The organism is Streptomyces sp. NPDC048590 (genome assembly GCF_043199535.1).
Classification (GTDB): domain Bacteria; phylum Actinomycetota; class Actinomycetes; order Streptomycetales; family Streptomycetaceae; genus Streptomyces.
Genome location: NZ_JBICWC010000009.1, coordinates 70,259 through 90,237 on the forward strand (window position 1 = coordinate 70,259; position 19,979 = coordinate 90,237).

At 71.0% G+C, this 19,979-nt stretch carries 18 protein-coding genes; 9 read left to right on the plus strand and 9 right to left on the minus strand.

The annotated features are described in order from the left end of the window. Positions 1-17: 17 nt before the first annotated feature. The 3 genes from ACGFNN_RS25325 to ACGFNN_RS25335 all read left to right on the plus strand — a co-directional run bounded on the left by ACGFNN_RS25325 (position 18) and on the right by ACGFNN_RS25335 (position 2,435). A complete protein-coding gene (locus ACGFNN_RS25325) occupies positions 18-416 on the plus strand; it encodes an ectoine synthase (protein ID WP_073747901.1) in 399 nt (132 codons plus the stop codon). Positions 417-420: 4 nt separating this feature from the next. Next, positions 421-1,314 carry an ectoine hydroxylase gene (gene thpD, locus ACGFNN_RS25330; RefSeq protein WP_393559206.1) on the plus strand — a complete coding sequence of 298 codons (894 nt, stop codon included), beginning with the start codon at positions 421-423 and terminating at the stop codon, positions 1,312-1,314. A gap of 113 nt (positions 1,315-1,427) precedes the next feature. Continuing rightward, positions 1,428-2,435 (plus strand): VOC family protein, encoded by a 1,008-nt coding sequence (locus ACGFNN_RS25335; RefSeq protein WP_393559208.1) that lies wholly within the window; start codon positions 1,428-1,430, stop codon positions 2,433-2,435. Between the two features lie 3 nt (positions 2,436-2,438). Here the strand turns inward: ACGFNN_RS25335 and ACGFNN_RS25340 are convergent, their stop codons facing one another. Both ACGFNN_RS25340 and ACGFNN_RS25345 read right to left on the minus strand, forming a co-directional pair. Further along, entirely contained in the window at positions 2,439-3,998 is a 1,560-nt protein-coding gene (locus ACGFNN_RS25340; RefSeq protein WP_393559210.1) for an arabinogalactan endo-beta-1,4-galactanase, read from the minus strand. A 52-nt stretch (positions 3,999-4,050) separates the two neighbouring features. Then, the gene (locus ACGFNN_RS25345) at positions 4,051-6,096 is read right to left on the minus strand and encodes a beta-galactosidase (RefSeq protein WP_393559212.1); all 2,046 of its coding nucleotides are present in this window, start codon (positions 6,094-6,096) and stop codon (positions 4,051-4,053) included. 190 nt (positions 6,097-6,286) lie between these two features. Here ACGFNN_RS25345 and ACGFNN_RS25350 point away from each other — a divergent pair, with 190 nt between their 5' ends. Genes ACGFNN_RS25350 through ACGFNN_RS25365 form a run of 4 tightly spaced genes read left to right on the plus strand, consistent with a single transcriptional unit; the run spans position 6,287 to position 10,454 of the window. After that, positions 6,287-7,600, plus strand: coding sequence for an ABC transporter substrate-binding protein (locus ACGFNN_RS25350; RefSeq protein ID WP_393559214.1), 1,314 nt, complete (start codon positions 6,287-6,289; stop codon positions 7,598-7,600). Then, positions 7,597-8,523 (plus strand): carbohydrate ABC transporter permease, encoded by a 927-nt coding sequence (locus ACGFNN_RS25355; protein WP_393559216.1) that lies wholly within the window; start codon positions 7,597-7,599, stop codon positions 8,521-8,523. The genes ACGFNN_RS25350 and ACGFNN_RS25355 overlap by 4 nt, the downstream gene beginning before the upstream one ends. Continuing rightward, the gene (locus ACGFNN_RS25360; protein WP_393559218.1) at positions 8,520-9,377 is read left to right on the plus strand and encodes a carbohydrate ABC transporter permease; all 858 of its coding nucleotides are present in this window, start codon (positions 8,520-8,522) and stop codon (positions 9,375-9,377) included. Before ACGFNN_RS25355 ends, ACGFNN_RS25360 begins: the two co-directional genes overlap by 4 nt. 42 nt (positions 9,378-9,419) lie before the next feature. Next, positions 9,420-10,454: a LacI family DNA-binding transcriptional regulator gene (locus ACGFNN_RS25365; RefSeq protein WP_393559220.1), complete on the plus strand. Its 1,035-nt coding sequence runs from the start codon at positions 9,420-9,422 to the stop codon at positions 10,452-10,454. A 60-nt stretch (positions 10,455-10,514) separates the two neighbouring features. Here ACGFNN_RS25365 and ACGFNN_RS25370 read toward each other — a convergent pair whose 3' ends face one another. Next, complete coding sequence (locus ACGFNN_RS25370) at positions 10,515-11,057, minus strand: GNAT family N-acetyltransferase (protein WP_393559222.1); 543 nt, start codon at positions 11,055-11,057, stop codon at positions 10,515-10,517. A gap of 33 nt (positions 11,058-11,090) precedes the next feature. Then, on the minus strand, positions 11,091-12,140 hold the full coding sequence (locus ACGFNN_RS25375; RefSeq protein ID WP_393559224.1) for a GH25 family lysozyme: 1,050 nt from the start codon (positions 12,138-12,140) through the stop codon (positions 11,091-11,093). 153 nt (positions 12,141-12,293) lie between these two features. Here ACGFNN_RS25375 and ACGFNN_RS25380 point away from each other — a divergent pair, with 153 nt between their 5' ends. Then, on the plus strand, positions 12,294-13,166 hold the full coding sequence (locus tag ACGFNN_RS25380; RefSeq protein WP_393559226.1) for a peptidoglycan DD-metalloendopeptidase family protein: 873 nt from the start codon (positions 12,294-12,296) through the stop codon (positions 13,164-13,166). Positions 13,167-13,262: 96 nt separating this feature from the next. On the opposite strand, the gene ACGFNN_RS25385 is transcribed toward ACGFNN_RS25380, so the two are convergent. From ACGFNN_RS25385 to ACGFNN_RS25395, 3 genes are all read right to left on the minus strand, one after another. Further along, the gene (locus ACGFNN_RS25385; RefSeq protein ID WP_393559228.1) at positions 13,263-14,324 is read right to left on the minus strand and encodes an aminotransferase class V-fold PLP-dependent enzyme; all 1,062 of its coding nucleotides are present in this window, start codon (positions 14,322-14,324) and stop codon (positions 13,263-13,265) included. Positions 14,325-14,394: 70 nt separating this feature from the next. Continuing rightward, positions 14,395-15,132, minus strand: a complete 738-nt coding sequence (locus tag ACGFNN_RS25390) for a DsbA family oxidoreductase (RefSeq protein WP_393559230.1) — start codon at positions 15,130-15,132, stop codon at positions 14,395-14,397. Between the two features lie 119 nt (positions 15,133-15,251). After that, positions 15,252-16,721: an MFS transporter gene (locus ACGFNN_RS25395; RefSeq protein ID WP_393559232.1), complete on the minus strand. Its 1,470-nt coding sequence runs from the start codon at positions 16,719-16,721 to the stop codon at positions 15,252-15,254. 172 nt (positions 16,722-16,893) lie between these two features. Between ACGFNN_RS25395 and ACGFNN_RS25400 the strand changes: the two genes are divergently transcribed. After that, a complete protein-coding gene (locus ACGFNN_RS25400) occupies positions 16,894-17,541 on the plus strand; it encodes a TetR/AcrR family transcriptional regulator (RefSeq protein ID WP_393559606.1) in 648 nt (215 codons plus the stop codon). A 111-nt stretch (positions 17,542-17,652) separates the two neighbouring features. On the opposite strand, the gene ACGFNN_RS25405 is transcribed toward ACGFNN_RS25400, so the two are convergent. Next, positions 17,653-19,176, minus strand: a complete 1,524-nt coding sequence (locus ACGFNN_RS25405; RefSeq protein WP_393559234.1) for a sensor histidine kinase — start codon at positions 19,174-19,176, stop codon at positions 17,653-17,655. After that, the gene (locus tag ACGFNN_RS25410) at positions 19,173-19,904 is read right to left on the minus strand and encodes a response regulator transcription factor (RefSeq protein ID WP_393559608.1); all 732 of its coding nucleotides are present in this window, start codon (positions 19,902-19,904) and stop codon (positions 19,173-19,175) included. The genes ACGFNN_RS25405 and ACGFNN_RS25410 overlap by 4 nt, the downstream gene beginning before the upstream one ends. Positions 19,905-19,979: the final 75 nt, after the last annotated feature.

The window sequence follows — 19,979 nt, forward strand, 5'->3', positions numbered from 1 at the left end:
AAAGGCACCATCCCACCGTGATCGTCCGATCTTTCAGTGACATCGAGAACACCGACCGGCACATCAGGTCCGCTTCAGGCACCTGGGAGAGCAAGCGCATCGTGCTCGCCAAGGAGAAGGTGGGCTTCTCGCTCCACGAGACCGTGCTGTACGCCGGCACGGAGACGTCGATGTGGTACGCGAACCACATCGAGGCCGTTCTGTGCACCGAGGGCGAGGCCGAGCTCACCAACGACGAGACCGGCGAGAAGCACTGGATCTCCCCCGGAACGATGTACCTGCTGAACGGGCACGAGCACCACACCCTGCGGCCGAAGACCGACTTCCGCTGCGTGTGCGTCTTCAACCCCCCCGTCACCGGACGGGAGGACCATGACGAGAACGGTGTGTACCCGCTGCTGACAGAGGAGGGCTGAACCCATGACCACCGATGTACGCGCCGACCTGTACCCCTCGCGCGGCGCCGCCGAGATGACCACTCCCCGCCAGGACCCGGTCGTCTGGTCCGCGCCGGGCGCGCCGGGGCCGGTCACCGCGAAGGATCTCCAGGGCTTCGAGGAGAACGGCTTCCTGACGGTCGACCAGCTCATCACCCCGGACGAGGTCTCGGTCTACCGGGCCGAACTGGACCGCCTGGTCGCCGATCCGCTGGTCCGGGCCGACGAGCGTTCGATCATCGAGCCGCAGTCGCAGAGCGTGCGCTCGGTGTTCGAGGTGCACAAGCTCAGCGAGGTGTTCGCGAACCTCGTCCGTGACGAGCGCGTGGTCGGCCGGGCGCGCCAGATCCTCGGTTCCGACGTCTACGTCCACCAGTCCAGGATCAATGTGAAGCCGGGCTTCGGCGCCTCGGGCTTCTACTGGCACTCGGACTTCGAGACCTGGCACGCCGAGGACGGTCTGCCGAACATGCGGACGGTGTCCGTCTCGATCGCTCTGACCGAGAACTACGACACCAACGGCGGGCTGATGATCATGCCCGGGTCGCACAAGTCGTTCCTCGGCTGCGCGGGCGAGACGCCGAAGGACAACTACAAGAAGTCCCTGCAGATGCAGGACGCCGGCACCCCGTCCGACGAGGCGCTGACGAAGATGGCCGACCGGCACGGCATCAAGCTCTTCACGGGAGCGGCCGGTTCGGCGACCTGGTTCGACTGCAACTGCATGCACGGCTCGGGGGACAACATCACCCCGTACGCACGCAGCAACGTGTTCATCGTGTTCAACAGCGTGGACAACCTCGCGCAGGAGCCGTTCGCGGCTCCGATCCGGCGGCCCGATTTCATCGGGGCGCGGGACTTCACCCCGGTGAAGTAGGCGCGGTACGGCAAGGGGTGGGGCGCTTTCGGCGTCCCACCCCTTCCGCGTGCCGAGGGGCCGGTGCCGAACTCGGTGGACCTGCCGGCCGTTCGCCGGGGAGAGTGGCGGTCATGACCTCACTCGTACAGCACATCACCGTCGACTGCTCCGACGCCTACGAACTGGCCCGTTTCTGGGCACAGGTGCTCGGAGCGTCCGTGTCGGACGACGACGAGCCCGGCGATCCCGAGGCCCTGGTGGAGACCCCGGCCGCTGCCCTCCTCTTCGTCACGGTTCCCGAGCCCAAGCGCGCCAAGAACCGGGTGCATCTGGACGTACGCCCCGACGACCGCACCCGGGACGAGGAGGTCGAACGGCTGCTGGGCCTGGGCGCGACGCTGGTCGCCGATCACCGTAAGCCGAACGGCCGGGGCTGGGCCACCCTCGCCGACCCGGAGGGCAACGAGTTCTGTGTCGAGTGCGGCACGGCGGAACGCGCGGCGCTGACCGGCACGCGGCTGCCGGTCACCGCGGACGACGTGACCCTGGCGGTGCGGCTCGCGGCCGACACCCTCGCGGCCTCCCACGACCAGGACTGGCGGATTCCGGCAGGAGGGCTGACCTGGGACTGCTGGGAGACCGTCGAGCACCTGGTCGACGACCTCTTCGCGTACGCGGTGCAGCTGGGCCCGCGCACCCCGCCGCAGGACCGCGAGGTCCCCTTCCGGTACACGCCCGACCGGGAGGGCGGCCCCGCGAACTCGGTCTTCGCGGACCCGGCGGCGGGAACGGCCGGGCTGCTTCAGACGCTGGAGGCCGCCGGGGCGCTGCTCACGGCGATGGTGCGTACGACACCGTCGGACGTGCGCTCCCACCATGTGTTCGGGCTCTCCGACCCCGAGGGATTCGCCGCGATGGGCGTCGTGGAGACCCTCGTGCACACCCACGACGTCGCCGCCGGGCTGTCGCTCCCCTGGACTCCGCCCCAGGACCTCTGCGACCGGGTGCTGGCCCGGCTCTTCCCTGACGCCCCGGACGACGAGGACCGGTGGACCGTCCTGCTCTGGTCCACCGGCCGGGCCGATCTTCCGGGTCGCGACCGTGTCACCTCGTGGAAGTGGCACGGCGCGCCGTTGTAGCCGCTACCGGTGCGAGAACCAGGCGGCGGCCGGGAGCAGCTTGCCGTCGAAGTCGAACACCGCCTGGTTCTCCCAGGCGTTGCCGGAGGACGGGTCGGCCGGGTCCCAGCCGCTGCCGGCGGCGGCGGTCCAGGCCGGCTCCCAGTAGACGGCGCCGAGGCCCCTGCCGTTCGGCACGGCCTCGACGACGTTCATGACGTCGCGGAGGTTCGCCGCCTGGCCGGCCGGGGTCGCCGGGTAGCCGGCGACCAGCTGACTCGCCGTGGCCACGTTGTTCTCCAGGCCGTCGTCGTTCGCCAGCGTGTGGGCGTAGGCGGTCTCGGCGACCATCACGGGCTTCCCGTAGCGCGCGGCGGCGTCGTCGAGGTTGGTCTGCAGCTCCGACAGCGTGCCGTGCCAGTAGCCGTAGTAGGAGAGGGCGATGACGTCGAAGGGGATCTTCCGGGCGACGGCGTTGTCGAACCACCAGCGGGTGCCGGCGTTGTCGCCGCCCTCGGCCAGGTGCAGGACGACCTTCGTGCCGGAGGAGACGGCCTTCGCGGCGTTCGCCCCGGAGGTGATCAGGCCGGCCAGCTGGGACCAGTTGTCGGTGGATCCCTCGGGCCAGAGCATCCCGCCGTTGATCTCGTTGCCGATCTGCACCATGTCGGCCGTGGTGCCCTGGGCCTTGAGGGCGTTCAGGACGTCGTAGGTGTGGTCGTAGACGTCGGTGCGCAGCTGACCGTAACCGTGGCCCGCCCAGGCGGCGGGCTTGTTCTGCTTGCCCGGGTCGGCCCAGGCGTCGGAGTAGTGGAAGTCGACGAGGATCTTCATGCCGAGCGCCTTGGCGCGCTTGGCCATGGCCAGGACGTGGGCCTTGTCGTTGTAGCCGTCGGCCGGGTTCACCCACACCTTGAGGCGTACGTAGTTCATCCCGGAGTTCTTGAGGATGGTCATGGCGTCGCGTGCGGTACCGCTCGCGTCCCGGTACGTGGCGCCGTGGGCCTCGTTCTTGGGGAGGGTGGAGAGGTCACCGCCCCGGATGCTCAGCCCGGTGCTCCCGGGGGTGAAGGCGATGTCGTCGAAGTTGGCCCACTCCCCCGCGTGGGCGTCGGAGTTGAGGCTGATGGTGCACGCCCCGCCGGTCACCTTGACCGAGGTGACGAGCCGGACCCAGGCCCCGTCGGCGGTCGGCGGCAGGTCGGTCCGCTGTTCGGCGGAGCCGCAGTTGCGCAGGGCGATGTAGGCCGAGTTCTGTCCGCCGCCGGAGCGTACCCAGGCGCTGAGGGTGTAGGTGCCGTCGGTGAGACCGCTGAGGTACTGGTACGTCTCGACCTTGTACGCCGAGGCGGACCAGTGGCTCAGCCGGGTGCTGCCGCCGTGGCCGCCGGCCTCGGTGAAGGAGGCGGCGTTCTGCCCTCCGGCGGAGTAGGTGGACCAGCCGGTGGCCCCGGACTCGAATCCGGTGTTGACCGGGGCGGTGGCCGCGTGGGCGGCCTGGGCGGGGAGCGCGGCGAACGCGAGGCCGGCAAGGGCGGTCACCGCCCCTGCCGCCTTCGCGCGGACGTGCGTCGTTCCGTACATCGTCGATGTCCCTTCGACAGTTGTGCGGGGTGGAGTGTGCGGGATGTGTCCCTCAGCCGTCGAGCCGTACGACGCGGACCGCGCCCGCCGGGACGGCGAGCTTGTCCACGGCGTGCTCACCGGTGAGGAGTTCGGTGCCGGGAGCGTCGAGCGCGACGGCGGCCTCGGTGTCGGTGTGGTTGATCAGGAAGAGGTAGCTGCCTGAGTCACCGGTACGGCGTACGGCTTCCACGTCGCGGGGCAGGCCGGTGCGGGGTTCGATACCGGCGTCGGCGGCGGCCCGGTCCAGGACGGCGTCCAGGTCGGGTCCGGAGAGCCGGGTGGAGACGTAGTAGGCGGCGCCCTCGCCGAGCCGGTTGCGGGTGACGGCGGGCCGGCCGGCCGGGATGCCGTCGGCGTACGCCCAGAGGGTCTCGGCGCCGCGCGGGATCACCACGTCCGACCAGAGGTCGCCGGTCAGCTCGGGTCCGTCGGGGGCTCCCTCGGGGGTGATCAGGCGTACGGTGCCGCCCTCGCCGAGCGGGGAGAACTCCTCGACCGTCAGGCCGAGCACGTCGCGGAGCGCGCCGGGGCAGGCCCCGGGGTGCACCGCGTCGTCGGTGTCGACGATGCCGGAGAAGTACGAGACGACGAGGGTGCCGCCCTGCTCGACGTACCGGCGCAGGTTGCGGCCGCTCTCCTCGGTGGCGAGGTAGAGGGCGGGGACGACGACCAGCGGGTAACCGGAGAGGTCCGCGTCAGGGTGGGCGAAGTCGACGGTGAGGTGGCGGTCGTAGAGCGAGGCGTAGAAGGTGTCGGCGCGCTCGCGGGCGTCGTGCTCCTCGCTGGGCCGCCACTCCAGACGCTGGGCCCACCAGGACTCCCAGTCCCAGACCATCGCCACGTCGCCGACGGTCCGGGTGGACCGGATGTCCCGCAGCAGGCCGAGTCCGGCACCGAGGGCGCTCACCTCCCGCCAGATCCGTGAGTCGGTACCGGCGTGCGGGAGCATCGCGGAGTGGAACTTCTCGGCGCCCCGGCGGGACTGGCGCCACTGGAAGAACATCGCGCCCTCGGAGCCTCGGGCGACATGGGCGAGGCTGTTGCGGGCCATCTCCCCGGGGCGCTTGGCGGGGTTGCGGGGCTGCCAGTTGACGCCGCTGGTGGAGTGCTCGAGCAGCAGCCAGGGGGCGCCGCCCGCGACGGATCGGGTGAGGTCTGCGGCCATGGCGAGGTTGACGTGGGTGCGGCGGCCGTCGGTGATCAGGTAGTGGTCGTTGGTGACGATGTCGACCTCCCGCCCCCAGGCCCAGTAGTCCACGGACTCGCACTGGCTGAGGGCGGTCATGAAGTTGGTGGTCACGGGGATGCCCGGGGCGAGCCGGTGGAGGATGTCGCGTTCGGCGGTGAAGTTCTCGCGCATGGTGGCGTCGGCGAAGCGCGCGTAGTCCAGCTGCTGGGCGGGGTTGCCGACGGTCGGGGTGGTGCGGGGCGGGTCGATGTCGTCCAGATCCCGGTAGCGCTGGCCCCAGAAGGCGGTGCCCCAGGCCTCGTTGACCGCCTCGGCGGAGCCGTGCCGGGCTGCCAGCCAGCGGCGGAAGTGGGCTGCGCAGCTGTCGCAGTAGCAGGCGCTGACCGGGACCCCGTACTCGTTGTGGACGTGCCACATCGCGAGGGCGGGGTGGTTGGCGTAGCGGCGGGCGAGCTGCTCGGTGATGTTCGCCGCCGCCGCGCGGTAGGGGGCGGAGCTGTGGCAGATGGCGCCCCGTGAGCCGAAGGCGAGGCGGACCCCGTCGCGGGTGACGGGCAGGGAGTCGGGGTGCGCCCGGTAGAACCACGCGGGGGGTGCGACGGTGGGGGTGCCGAGGTCGGCCCGGATGCCGTTGACGTGCAGCAGGTCCATCAGACGGTCGAGCCAGCCGAAGTCGTATTCGCCCGGCTCGGGTTCCAGCAGCGCCCAGGAGAAGATCCCGACGCTGACCATCGTCACCCCGGCCTCCCGCATCAGGCGTACGTCCTCGTGCCAGACCTCCTCGGGCCACTGCTCGGGGTTGTAGTCGCCGCCGAAGGCGAGTCCGCGCAGGCCGACCGGACAGGGAGCGGATTCTGAGTGCGGCATGGACAGCTCCTGGCTCTTCTGGGCGATTTCTGGGAACGTGCACACACACTCTCGGCGGCGCAGGGCCCACATAACCGCACAGCAACAACCATTGACAAGTGTCGGTTTCGTTTCTCTACTGTGAACGCTCACAGCGCCTGCTTCCGGCCAGTCCGCCGATGCGCCTGTTCGTCTCGTCAGGGGAGAAACCATGAAATACCGCACCGTCGCGGTGACCACCGCCGCCGCCCTCGCCGCCACCGCCCTGCTCTCGGGATGCGGATCGGACGACGGCGGCGACGAGCAGGCCGCTTCCGGGCCCGCCTCGCTCACCTACTGGGCCTGGGCCCCCGGCCTGGACAAGGTCGCGGACATCTGGAACAAGGGGCCGGGCAAGGAGGCCGGCATCACCGTCACGGTGAAGAAGCAGGCCTCGGGCGACGACCTCGTCACCAAGATCATCACCGCGGCCAAGGCGCACAAGGCGCCCGACCTCGTCCAGGCCGAGTACCAGGCTCTCCCCACCCTGGTCTCCAACGACGTCCTCGCCGACATATCCGAGGAGGCGGGTGACGCGAAGGGCGACTTCGCCGAAGGCGTCTGGCAGCAGACGACGCTGGGTTCGGACGCCCTGTACGCGCTGCCGCAGGACTCCGGCCCGCTGATGTTCTACTACCGCCAGGACCTCTTCGAGCGGTACGGCCTGTCCGTGCCGGCCACCTGGGACGAGTTCGCCGAGACGGCGCGTGCGCTGAAGAAGAAGGCGCCGGACAAGGACCTCACCACCTTCTCCTCCAACGACTCGGGCCTCTTCGCCGGTCTCGCCCAGCAGGCGGGCGCCAAGTGGTGGACCACGGGCGGCGACAAGTGGAAGGTCGCCATCGACGACCCCGCCACACAGAAGGTCGCCGACTTCTGGGGCGGCCTCGTCAAGGAGGGCGCCATCGACAACCAGCCGATGTACACCCCCGCCTGGAACAAGGCGCTGAACACCGGCAAGCAGATCGCCTGGGTCAGCGCGGTCTGGGCTCCGGGCACCCTGACGACCGCCGCGCCGGGCACGAAGGGCAAGTGGGCGATGGCCCCGCTCCCCCAGTGGACCGCCGGTGAGAACATCACCGGCAGCTGGGGCGGCTCCTCCACCGCCGTCACCACCGACTCCAAGCACAGGAAGGCCGCCGCCACCTTCGCGAAGTGGCTGAACACGGACCCGGCAGCACTCGCCGCGCTGGTGAAGGAGAGCGGCATCTACCCCGCCGCGACGGCCGCCCAGACCGGTGGCGCCCTGTCGAAGGCACCCGACTACTTCTCCAACCAGCCCGGCTTCTACACCGAGGCCGCGAAGATCGCGCAGGGCACCGCCCCCGCCGCCTGGGGACCCAACGTCAACGTCGCGTACAGCGCCTTCAAGGACAACTTCGCCGCGGCCGCCAAGGACAGGTCGGACTTCGGCGCCGCGCTGACCGCCATGCAGGACGCCACCGTCGCGGACCTGAAGAAGCAGGGCTTCGGGGTCTCGGAGTGACACGCGCACCCCGCGGGAAGGCGTACGGGGTCAGGAGCGCCCCGTACGTCTTCCTGGTCCCCGCCGCCCTCCTGTTCCTGCTCTTCTTCGCCCTGCCCATCGGCTACGCCGTCCATCTGAGCCTGCGCAGGACCGAGGTGAAGGGGCTCGGCCTCGGCAAGGGCGCGCGCGAGGAGACCTGGGCCGGCCTGTCCAACTACGCCGACGCGCTCTCCGACTCGGAGCTGCTGCACGGAGCACTGCGCATCCTCGGCTACGGGGCGATCGTCGTACCGGTGATGCTGGGACTCGCCCTGCTCTTCGCCCTGCTGCTGGACACCGACCGGCTGCGGCTGCGCGGCTTCAGCAGGCTGGCGATCTTCCTGCCGTACGCGATCCCCGGCGTCGTGGCGGCCCTGATGTGGGGCTTCCTCTACCTGCCGGACGTCAGCCCCTTCCTGTACGCGCTCGACGCGGCGGGCCTGCCGCGGCCCGATCTGCTGGACGGCGGGCCGCTGTACCTCTCGCTGGCGAACATCGCGGTGTGGGGCGGCACCGGCTTCAACATGATCGTGATCTACACGTCGCTGCGGGCGATCCCCGCCGAGATCTTCGAGGCGGCCCGGATCGATGGCTGCTCCCAGCTCCAGATCGCGCTGCGGATCAAGATCCCGATGGTGGCGCCGTCCCTGATCCTGACCTTCTTCTTCTCGATCATCGCGACGCTCCAGGTGTTCAGCGAGCCCACCACGCTGAAGCCGCTGACCAACTCGCTCTCCACCACCTGGAGTCCGCTGATGAAGGTGTACCAGGACGCCTTCGTCAACAACGACATCCACGCGGCCGCCGCCCAGGCGGTCGTCATCGCCCTGGTCACCCTCACCCTGTCCTTCGGCTTCCTCAAGGCGGCCAACTCCCGTACGAAGCAGGGAGACCCACGATGACCACCCAGCTGTCCGCGGCCGGCCGCCGGCGCTTCCCGCTGATCCCGACCGCAGCCCTGCTGCTGGGCGCGGTGTACTGCCTGCTGCCCGTCGTCTGGGTCCTGGTCGCCTCGACGAAATCCGGCGGCGAGCTGTTCTCCACCTTCACCTTCCTGCCGGGCTCGGGGTTCGCGGACAACGTCGCCGACCTGACGGAGTACCGCGAGGGGGTCTACTGGAAGTGGATGGCCAACTCGGCCTTCTACGCCGGGGTGGGCGCCCTGCTCTCCACCGCGGTCTCCGCGGTCTCCGGATACGCGCTCGCCGTGTACCGCTTCCGCGGCCGGGAGACCATCTTCAACATCCTGCTCGCAGGGGTGCTGATGCCTCCGGTGATCCTGGCCGTTCCGCAGTACCTGCTGCTGGCCGAGGCGGACATGACCGACTCCTACCTCTCGGTGCTGCTGCCGCAGATCCTCTCCCCGTACGGGGTGTACCTCGCACGGATCTACGCGGCGGCCGCGGTGCCGTCCGATGTGATCGAGGCCGGACGGATGGACGGCGGCGGCGAGTGGCGGATCTTCCGGACGATCGCGCTGCCGATGATGCTTCCGGGGCTGGTGACGGTCTTCCTGTTCCAGTTCGTGGCGGTGTGGAACAACTTCCTGCTGCCCTACATCATGCTCGGCGACGACGAGAAGTTCCCGGTGACCCTGGGCCTCTACACCCTGCTCCAGCAGGGTTCGAACACTCCGGCGCTCTACACCCTGGTCATCACCGGCGCACTCCTCGCGATCATCCCCCTGATCGCCCTGTTCCTCGTCGTCCAGCGGTTCTGGAGCCTCGACCTGCTCTCCGGCGCCGTAAAGTCCTGACAGCTCCTCAACAGGGCACACCTTCATGAAAGATCAAGCACCATGAGCCGCACAGAACCCAACGGCGGGGGCCGCCGCAGGCCGCCGACGATCCACGACGTCGCCCGGGAGGCCGGAGTCTCCCGGGGCACCGTCTCACGGGTGCTCAACGGGGGTCACAACGTCAGCCCGGCCGCTCTGGACGCGGTTCAGTCCGCCATCCGGCGGACCGGGTACACCGTCAACCGGCATGCCCGGTCCCTGATCACCGGTCGTTCCGACTCGGTGGCCTTCCTCCTGACGGAACCCCAGGAGCGGTTCTTCGAGGACCCGAACTTCAACGTGCTGCTGCGGGGCTGCACCAGCGCGCTCGCCGCGCACGACATCCCGCTGCTGCTGATGATCGCGGGCACGGAGGCGGAGCGCCGGCGCAACATGCGGTACATCGCCGGTCACGTCGACGGGGTGCTGCTGGTCTCCAGCCACTCCGGGGACCCGGTCGCCGCCCAGCTGCACGATGCCGGAGTACCGCTGGTGGCCTGCGGCAAGCCGCTCGGTCAGGGGTCGCGGGTCAGTTACGTGGCGGCGGACGACCGCAACGGAGCCCGGGACATGGTGCGCTTCCTCCACGAGTCGGGACGCCGCAGGATCGCCACGGTGACGGGGCCGCTGGACACCCCGGGCGGGGTGGACCGGCTGGCGGGGTACCGCGAGACCCTGACCGAGTGCGGGCTGCCCGTCGACGAGTCCCTGATCGTGCCGGGCGACTACAGCCGGGCGGGAGGCGAGGCCGCCGCCACGCTGCTGCTGGAGCGGGCGCCCGACGTGGACGCGGTGTTCGTGGCCTCCGACCTCATGGCGCAGGGGGTGCTGACCACTCTTGAGCGGGCGGGCCGCCGGGTACCGCAGGACATCGCGGTCGGCGGGTTCGACGACTCCCCCGCGGCGCTCGCGGCGCGCCCCGAACTGACCACGGTCCGCCAGCCGTGGGACCGGATCAGCGCCGAGATGGTACGTGTGCTGCTGGCGCAGATCGGCGGCGAGGACCCGTCCGCGGTGATCCTGCCGACGGAGCTGGTACGCCGGGACTCGGCCTGACGGCCGGTCCGACCGGGCCGCGTCCGGCCGCCGGATCGTCCGAGGCGGGTCCGACCGGTCTCAGACGATCCGGCGGGCGAGCACCTGCCCGGGCCAGACGCCGGCCACGAACCGGTCCGTGGCGGTGAACCCGTTGCGCTCGTAGTAGGCGACCAGTTCACCGCCGCCGCCGGCCCAGCAGTCGACCCGCAGCAGCTCCACACCGGCGCTCCGGGTCTCCTCCGCCGCGTGTCGCAGGAGCGCCGCCCCGATGCCCAGCCCGGCGTGACGCCGGTCGGACACCAGCAGCCGGACGTACCGCTCGGGTTCACCGGCGGCCGGGACGGGCATCGTGGGGCTCGGCCCGGTGTCCAGCACCAGCACTCCGGCCGGGACGCCGTCCAGCTCGGCGATGTACGGAGACATCCGGGTGGTGTACTCCTTGACCCGTTCGACGCGGCTGGGAATCCGGGAGTGGGGGACCGTGCCCCACTGCTCCGTGTTGCCCCGGGCGTTCATCCAGGCCACAGCGGCGTCGAGCATCTCCATGACGGCAGGCGCGTCGTCCGGTCCGCCGGGCCTGATCCGTATGCCGTGCGTCACGCCGCGGTTGTCGTCGTCCATCCCGGCAGTCTGCCACGGTGGCGGGGGGGCCGGTCAGTTCCAGCGGTCCTGGTTGAGGAAGCGGGCGAAGCCGCGCCAGGAGTTGGGGCCCATCTCGCCGTCGATCGGGCCGGTGTAACCGTGCGCGGCGGCCAGGCGTTGCACGGCGGCCCAGGTGTTGGGGCCGGGATCACCGTCCACGGGGCCGGTGTACCCCCACGCGCGCATGTTCCGCTGGAGCGCGGCATAGGTGTTCGGGCCCGGGACACCGTCGATCGGACCGGTGTAACCCGACTCGATCCGCAGCCAGTTCTGCGCCCGCTTCCACATCACCGGACCCGGCACACCGTCCTGCTCCGTCGACGACTTCGGCAGACCGCCCGGATCCGTCGGAGGGTCGGTCGCTTCGGTGAGCTCGAACGCCGAGGGCTTCGCGAGGTTGAGGTCGACCGGGGAGACACCGCCGACGGACCCCACGGAGGCGTACTGGTGGGCCGCCCAGTCGGGGTAGCTGCCCCCGAGGTCGGGTGCGCCCGGCCAGGTGCCGTCATTCCTCCCCCACGAGGCCGCCCACAGATGGGCTCCGGCGGCGATCGTCCGCTCCCAGGTGCCGGCGCGCAGCGCGCCCGTACTGATGTAGAACCACGGGACGTAGGAGCCGACATGCTCCCTGACCCGGCTGAACCAGGCGGCCACATCGGTGTCGTCCCACAGCCGGGTGGAGTCGTCGAGCACCTCCACGTCCAGCGCCAGCACGTCACCGGTGCGGTAGTCGTGCAGATGGTCCACGAAGTAGTCCGCGGCCGCCGACGGGGTGAGGAAGTCCCCGGTCAGCCAGTAGTGGCCCACCCTCAGCCCGGCGGCCCGGGCTCCGTCGACATGCCCCGCGTACGACGACGTGGTGTAGGGCCCGTCCGCGAGCTGACACCCGCCCGCCTTGGCGATGACGAACCGGTACCCCTGCGCCGCGGCCAGAGCGTGGTCGATACCGGCCTGGTAGTTGGACACGTCGATGCCCTGCAGTTCCTCCGCCCGGACGCCGGACGGCCCGGTGGCCGCCCACGCGCCGGTCGTGGTGGCCGCGCCGAGAGGCGCCAGTGCCATCGCGGCGGCACCGCGAATCACGCTCCGTCTGCGCACAGCTCTCCCCGTCGACCAAGCGAATTGACATGCACCAAACACTGTCTACGCGTGTAGGCTACCGTCGCTCGACACCGCTCCGCCACCGCAACTGACCTTTATATAAAGGGAGTTACCATGTGCGAACACCATGCGGACGACAACGGCCGCACGGGTGAACGGTCGGGATCGCTGAGCCGCAGGACCCTGCTGCGGGGCTCCGCCGCCACGCTCGGGCTGGCCGCCGGGGGCAGCCTCTTCACAGCGCCCTCCGCACACGCCATCGACCTGTACAACCCCTTCGCCGGCTACCCCGTCACCTCGGGATGGCAGGACCATCTCAACCGCGGCTCGCTGGGCGGCATCGACTTCGCGATGGGGGTCGGCACCGCGCTGCCGGCCGCCGACGCGGGGACCGTCACCAACATCCCGAACAACGGCACCGGTGGCCACACGGTGACCATCACGCACAGCGACGGCTACCGGACGCAGTACATGCACCTCTCCCAGTTCGGCCTGGCCAACGGCACATGGGTCGCCAAGGGGGGCATCGTCGGGCTTTCCGGTGGTGCGGCGGGCGCCCCGGGCTCCGGGAGCTCCACCGGTCCGCACGTGCACTGGCATCTGATCACCCCCGGTGGCGTCCGGGTCAATCCGCTGGAACACCTGGGAGGCGGCGGCGGGGGCGGTCTGCCGAAGTCGTCGACGGAGCAGGACGGTGTGCCGGGTCCGGTGATGTGGAAGCGGGCGCAGAACTGGCTGCGGATCGAGTCGGGTTACACCGGTCCGATCGACGGTGTCCCGGGCCCGAACACCTATGCCGCGCTCCAGCGGAACATGCGCGCGTGGGGGTACACCGGCCCCGTGGACGGTGATCCCGGCCCCAACACCTGGGCCGCCGTGCAACGCCTGGCCGCCGCGCACGGTTACACCGGCCCGATCGACGGCGAGATGGGCCCCAACTCCTGGCGCGGCTTCGCCCGCTTCCTCAACCAGGACCGCTGGAACTGACCGGCCCCCCGCCCCGGGACCCGCAGGGGCGGGCCCGGATCCCCGCCACCCGACGGCGCGCGGCCTCACGGCTCCACCGGGGTGGCGGGGCGCGGGTCAGCCCGACAGCACATCCAGGGCGCGGTCGACGTCGGCCTCCGTGTTGTACAGGTGGAAGGAGGCCCTCAGGTTGCCCGCCCTGGCCGAGACCATCACACCCGCGGCCGCCAGGTCCGGGTCCCGGTCCCCGAGACCGGGCACGGCGACGACCGCCGAGTCGCCGGGGACGGCTTCGTGGCCGATCGAGGCCAGCCCCTTCCTGAACCGGGCGGCGAGTCCGGTCGCGTGGGCGTGGACGGCGTCGACCCCGACCGAGGCGAGCAGTTCGATCGCCTGCTCGGCCCCGTGGTAGGCGAGGAACGACACCGGCTCGTCGAAGCGCCTGGCGTCATCGGCGAGACGGTCCACGGGGCCGTAGACGCTGCCCCAGGGATCCCCTGAAGCCGCCATACCCGGGTGGAGGAGGGGGAGGGTGTCCTGCGCCTCCTCCGTCACGGTCAGGAAGGACGTGCCACGGGGGCACATCAGGAACTTGAACGCACCGGTGACCGTGTAGTCGTACGCCCCCGCGGCCAGCGGAAGCCATCCCGCCGACTGGCTGGCGTCGAGCAGGGTGCGGGCGCCGTGGGCCGCGGCGGCCGCCCGGACCGCGTCCAGGTCGGCGACACGCCCGTCGGAGGACTGCACTGCCGAGAACGCGACGAGTGCGGTGCCGGGGCGTACGGCCGCGGCGAGTTCCTCCAGCGGCACATACCGCGTCCGCAGATCGCCCCGGACCTCGAACGGCGTGACCACGGAGCTGAACTCGCGCTCAGGTGCCAGCACTTCGGAGCCCGGAGGGAGAGAGGCTGCGACCATCCCCACATGGGCGGCGACGGATCCGCCGACGGCGACCCGGCCGGGCTCGACCCCCACGAGCCCGGCGAATCCCTCCCGGGCCGCCTGCACCGCCTCCCAGCTGCCCGCGCCCTGCCTGCGCCCGTTCGCGTTGTCGTCGGCCAGCGCCTTGACTGCGTCCACGGCCCTGCGGGGCAGCAGTCCGCAGGTCGAGGTGTTGAGGTAGATGGTCTCGGAGGCGAATTCGGTGGCCCGGGCCCGGTCGATCGCGGAGTTCTCCATGGGGGCAAGCCTGACGGCCGCTCAACTGCCCGTCAATCAGTGCTCGTCGAGCGGCTCGCCCAAGACATCCTTATACGCGCTGGTCGGACGCAGCTTCCTGGGGCACTTCGCAGGCTCCGTCGGCGTCGCAGGCGGCTCCGTCCTCCCCGACCTGGGTGAGCCCGGTGACCTGACGGTCCTTCCAGGACTGTTCCAGGGCCTGGACGAAGACCTCCGCCGGCTGGCCGCCGGAGATGCCGTAGCGCCGGTCGAACACGAAGAACGGCACCGCGTTGGCTCCCAGTTCGGCGGCCTCACGCTCGTCCGCCCGGACGTCGTCGGCGTACGCGGCCGGGTCGGCCAGCACAGCGCGTGCCTCGTCGGCGTCCAGCCCCGCCTCGACCGCGAGGTCGGCGAGCACCGCCTCGTCGAAGACGGAGCGCTCCTCCGCGAAGTTCGCCCGGTAGACGAGGGTCAGCAGCTGGTCCTGGCGGCCGCGCGCCTTGGCGAGGTGCAGCAGGCGGTGGATGTCGAAGGTGTTGCCGTGGTCACGCCCCTCGGTCCGGTAGCCGAGCCCTTCGGCATGGGCGTTCGCCGCGACGTTGGCCTCCATGCCCCGGGCCTCCTCCGGGGTGCGCCCGTACTTCTGCGCCAGCATGTCGATCACCAGCTCGGTGTCGCCCTTGGCCCGGCCGGGGTCGAGCTCGAAGGAACGGTGGACCACCTCGACCTCGTCGCGGTGGCCGAAGGCGGCCAGCCCTTTCTCGAAGCGTGCCTTTCCGACGTAGCACCACGGGCAGGCGATGTCGCTCCATATCTCGACGCGCATGACTCTTCTGCTCTCCACCTCTGCTGTGACCTGCGGCGAAGAGGGTCTTCGCCGCCGGTTCAACGCGGGAGCCGACCGGGTGATTCCCGCGGGGCCGCGGGGCCCGTCGCCGGGCCCCGTCACCCGGCCTCCTCGCCCGCGTGCTCGTCGACCGTGCGGGAGTCGGTGAGGCTCAGCGCCCCGCCCGTGGCGATCAGCCCGACGACGACGGCGAGGAGCGCGTAGGCGATCCGCTCGCCGTGGAAGAACGACTCGACGAGTCCGCTGCTCCAGGTCCCGGCGGGGAGCTGGGTGGTGACCAGGGCGGCGATCAGGGTGCCGACCACCGCGGTACCGGCGCTGGTGCCGACCTCCTGGGCGGTGTCGTTGAGGGCGGCACCCATGGAGGTGCGGTTCTCCGGCATCGCGTCGACGAGTGCGACAGCGCAGATCGTCATGACGGTCCGCAGCCCCACGGTCATCAGGACCATGCAGCCGGCGATGGCGGCGTACCCCTGGCCGACGGCCCAGGAGAGTCCCGCGAGCGACCCGGCCAGGCAGGCGGCGCCCACCAGGCAGGCGACGCGATGGCCGAAGCGGCGCCCGAGCCACTCGGACAGGGGCGTGGCGGCCAGCATCGTGACGATGATCGGCAGATTGGCCAGCCCGGCCCGGACGGGGCTCCACCCGTAGGCGTACTGGAAGTGCAGGATCAGCCCGAACATCACACCGGCCATCGCGATGGACGTACCGATCTGTGCGACGGCCGCGCCTCGGACCGTGCCGTCGGAGAAGAGACGCAGGTCGAGCATGGGGGCCTTGCTGCGACGTTCGTGCCGGACGAAGGCGACCGCTGCCGCGACGGCCCCGGCGACCGACACCAGGGTGACGGTGGAGAGCCATCCGTGCTCGACACCGCTGGTCAGCGCGTAGCAGGCGAGCCCGATGGCGGCGACGCTGAAGGCCGCGCCGGGAAGATCGAGGGCGTCCCCGGTGAGGTCTTCGCGCCGGTCCGCCGGCACGCCGAGCCGGACACCGAGGCACGCGATCACGGCTATGGGGGCGTTCACGACGAGCAGCCACTCCCAGCGGACGTGCGCCAGGGCCGTGCCGCCGAGCAGCGGTCCGAGGACGAAGCCGGACATGCCGACGACGATCATCACCGTCATGGCGCGCATGCGCAGGGCCTTGTCGTCGAACAGGCGGAAGACCAGCGAGTTCGTGATCGGGGCCATCGCCGCGGCGGCGATACCGAGGGCGGCTCTCAGGGCGATGAGCTGGCCGGCCGTGGTGACGAGCACGACGCACAGGCTGAGCGAGCCGAACACGGCGAGCCCGATGAGCAGGACACGTCGCCGGCCGAACCGGTCGGCCATGGATCCGGCAGTGAGCAGCAGTCCGCCGAAGGTCAGCGAGTAGGCCCCGGTCACCCACTGCAGGGCGGTCGTCCCGCTGCCGAGGTCGCGGCCGATCGTGGGCAGGGCGATCGACAGGAGCGTGTTGTCGACCATCTCGACGAAGAAGGCGAGACAGAGGGCGGCGAGGGGGATCCAGGCCGCCCGTAGGGACGGATAGGTGCGCGCGAGGGCGTGTGGCGGTGCGGTGGTCATGACGGGCCTCCGATCGAACATCGTACGAGTATCAAACGATGTACGAACATCGAACACCGTTCGATGAGCTACGATAGAACAACGTTCGATACGGTGCAAGGAGCGAAGGGATGAGGCCGTGACACGCCAGGTGAACCGCGCCGCCGGGGGGCGCCGACGGGCTTCGCACTCGATGGAGTCGGTGCTCGAGGAGGCGGTGGCGCTGCTCGACGAGGCAGGAGCCCCGGCCCTGACCTTCAGGGCGCTCGCCCAGCGTCTGGGGGGCGGCGTCGCCAGCATCTACTGGTACGTCGCCAACAAGGACGAGCTGCTCGACCGGGCGGCCGACCACGCCATCGGCCCCGTCCTGGCCGACTTCGAGAAGCTCTCCCCGAGCGACGACCCGATCGACGACCTCCGCGCCATGGCCGTCACGCTCTTCACCGCGATCGTGCGACGCCCCTGGCTGGGCGCGTACTTCATGCGCAACCCTGGCATCCAGGACAACACCCTCGGCGTGTACGAGCGGCTCGGCCGGCCGACCCTCCGCCTGGACCTCACCGCACTCCAGCGGTTCCACGCCGTCTCCGCGGTCATGGGTGTCGTCGTGGGCTCGGCCGCCGACCTCGGCCTGGAGTTGACCGAGGGGATGATCGACGGCTCCGTGGACCGCGACAAGTATCTCGGCGACGTGGCTCAGGAATGGCGGGAGCTCGACCCCGGGGAGTTTCCGTTCGTGCGGGAGATCGTGGAGGAGTTCGCCGGCCACGACGACGTGGAGCAGTTCCGCTCCGCCCTGGAGCTGACCCTGGCGGGCCTCCGCCAGCAGGCCGGGACGTGACACGGGCATCCGAGGGCGCCGCCGCCGGGATACGCGCCTGACCCCTGCCACGGCACCGGGGGTTCCGGGCGGTACGGCGCCGGGGTGCGCGGGTGTGCCGGGACCCGGCGTTCAGCCGGTGCGGTCCGGGAGGAGCAGGCGGAAGACACATCCTTCGCCGGGGCCGGTGTCGAGTTCGAGCCGCCCCTGATGGGTCTCGGCGATCGTCGAGGCGATGGCAAGGCCGAGTCCCGAGCCGCCGGCGGAGGCACCGTCGCACGGGGTGCCGTCGGTGGGCCGCGCGCGGTAGAAGCGCTCGAAGACGTGCTGCGCGTCGGTGGGACGGAGGCCGGGGCCGTCGTCGGCCACCTCGACGGCATGGGCCGGGACGCCCGTGGGGAGGGACGCCCCGGCACTGGTGCGGCCGGGGCGGTCGGCGCCCCCGGTGTCCGGCCCCACGCGCAGGCTCCCGACGCGTACCTCGATGCGGGTACCCGGCGGGGTGTGCGCGCAGGCGTTGTCCAGGAGGTTGGACAGCACCTGGGCGAGCTGATCGGGATCGCCGCGCCCCTCCACGACGTCGAGCTCACCCGGGTCGCCGGTGCCGCCCGCCCCGAGGGCGGCGAGGGTGACGCGCCGCTCCGGGTGACGCACGGCCGCGGCGGCGATGCCGTCGGCGGCCAGCGAGAGCAGGTCGACGGGGCCGTGCCGGGCGGTCGGGGCGTCGCCGAGCTTGGCCAGCAGGAAGAGACTGTCGACCAGCCGGCTCATCCGTTCGGCGTTCCGGGCGATGAGCTCATGGGCCTCGCGCCGCCGGGAGACGGACATGCCGGGGTCGTCGAGCAGGAGTTCCGCGAAACCCTGGACGGAGGTCAGCGGTGTACGCAGTTCGTGGCCCGCGTCCGCCATGAACCGCCTCAGCCGGCGTTCGGTCCTGTCCTTCCGGTGCAGTGCCGCGCGCAGTTGGTCGAGCATCGTGTTGAAGGCGATGCCGAGGCGGCCGACCTCCGTGTCCGGGCTGGTGTCCGTGACGTTCTGTTCGAGTTCGCCGCCGGTGATACGGCGGGCGGTGTGCTCGACGCGGGTCAGCGGACGAAGACCGAGGCGCACGGCCACCCCGCCCAGCAGCATGACCCCCGCGGCCGCGACCACCCCGATGCCGAGACTGAACCAGAGCAGCCGGGAGGTGGCGTCCTCCACCGAGTCCAGTGGCAGGGCCACGACGGCGCGCATGCCGTCGGGTCCCGAGTCGGCGACCACGCGCCAGCTGCCGTCGCCTTCGCGGGCGGGCACGGTGGCCGGACGTCCGTCCACCGGGTCGTGAGCGGTGACGGTGCGTTCCAGGCGCGGTTCGCTGCTGCCGGTGCCGAGCGACCGGTTCAGCAGACGGCCTTCGGCGTCGTAGAAGTAGACCCGGAAGTCGGAGGGAAGGACCTCGTGGGCGGGCGGCCGGGGGGCCGGCGGGGTACCGCCCGCGATGTCGCGGTAGGCGGGCGGGGGCGGACGGAAGTGGGTGAGCCGGTCGTCGACCTGGCCGATGAGCCAGGAACGCATGAGGGTGAGCCCGGTGGCCTGGCAGACCAGCACCGCCGAGGTGGCGAGGACGGTGGCGATCAGCACCAGCCTGCCGCGCAGCGAACGGGGACGGACCCTCACGAGGATTCGTCGCGGGGCAGGCGGAGGCAGTACCCGACGCCCCGCACGGTGTGGACGAGCAGTGGCCCGGCACGGTCGATCTTCTTGCGCAGGTTCTTGATGTAGGTGTCGACGATACGGGTGTCGCCCGCGAAGTCGTGGTGCCAGACGGTCTGCAGGATCTGCTGCTTCTCGAGCACCTTGCCCGGCTGGGCCATGAGGCAGGCCAGCAGCCGGAACTCCGTCGGGGACAGCGGCACCGGCTGCCCGGCGCGCCGCACCTCGTGTGCGTCCTGGTCGAGGATGAGGTCGGCGTAGCGCAGCGGCGGCCGCTCGGCGGGCGGTGCTGTGGCCGGTCCGGCGCTGCGGCGGAGGATGGCGCGGATCCGGAGCAGGACCTCCTGGACGTGGAACGGCTTCGTGACGTAGTCGTCGCCGCCGGAGCTGAGGCCGATGATGCGGTCCTCGACCTCGGTTCGTGCGGTGAGGAAGAGGACGGGGGTGTAGACGCCTCCGGCCCGCAGCTTCCGCGTCACGGTGAAGCCGTCGGTGTCGGGGAGCATCACGTCCAGCACGATGAGGTCGGGCGTACGGCCTTCCGCCTCGGACAGGGCCTCCCTCCCGGTCCCCGCCGCGACGACGCCGTAACCGGCGGCGCGCAGGGCGGAGGTGAGCAGGGTGCGGATGCTCGGGTCGTCCTCGACGACCAGGACGGTGTGCCGGGATGTCGCTGCCGTCACTGCTGGGATCCACCTCGGAGGGGACGGTTCGGGCCCGTGCCGGACGGGGTCCCGCGGACGGCACGGTGGCGGTCCCACCGTACG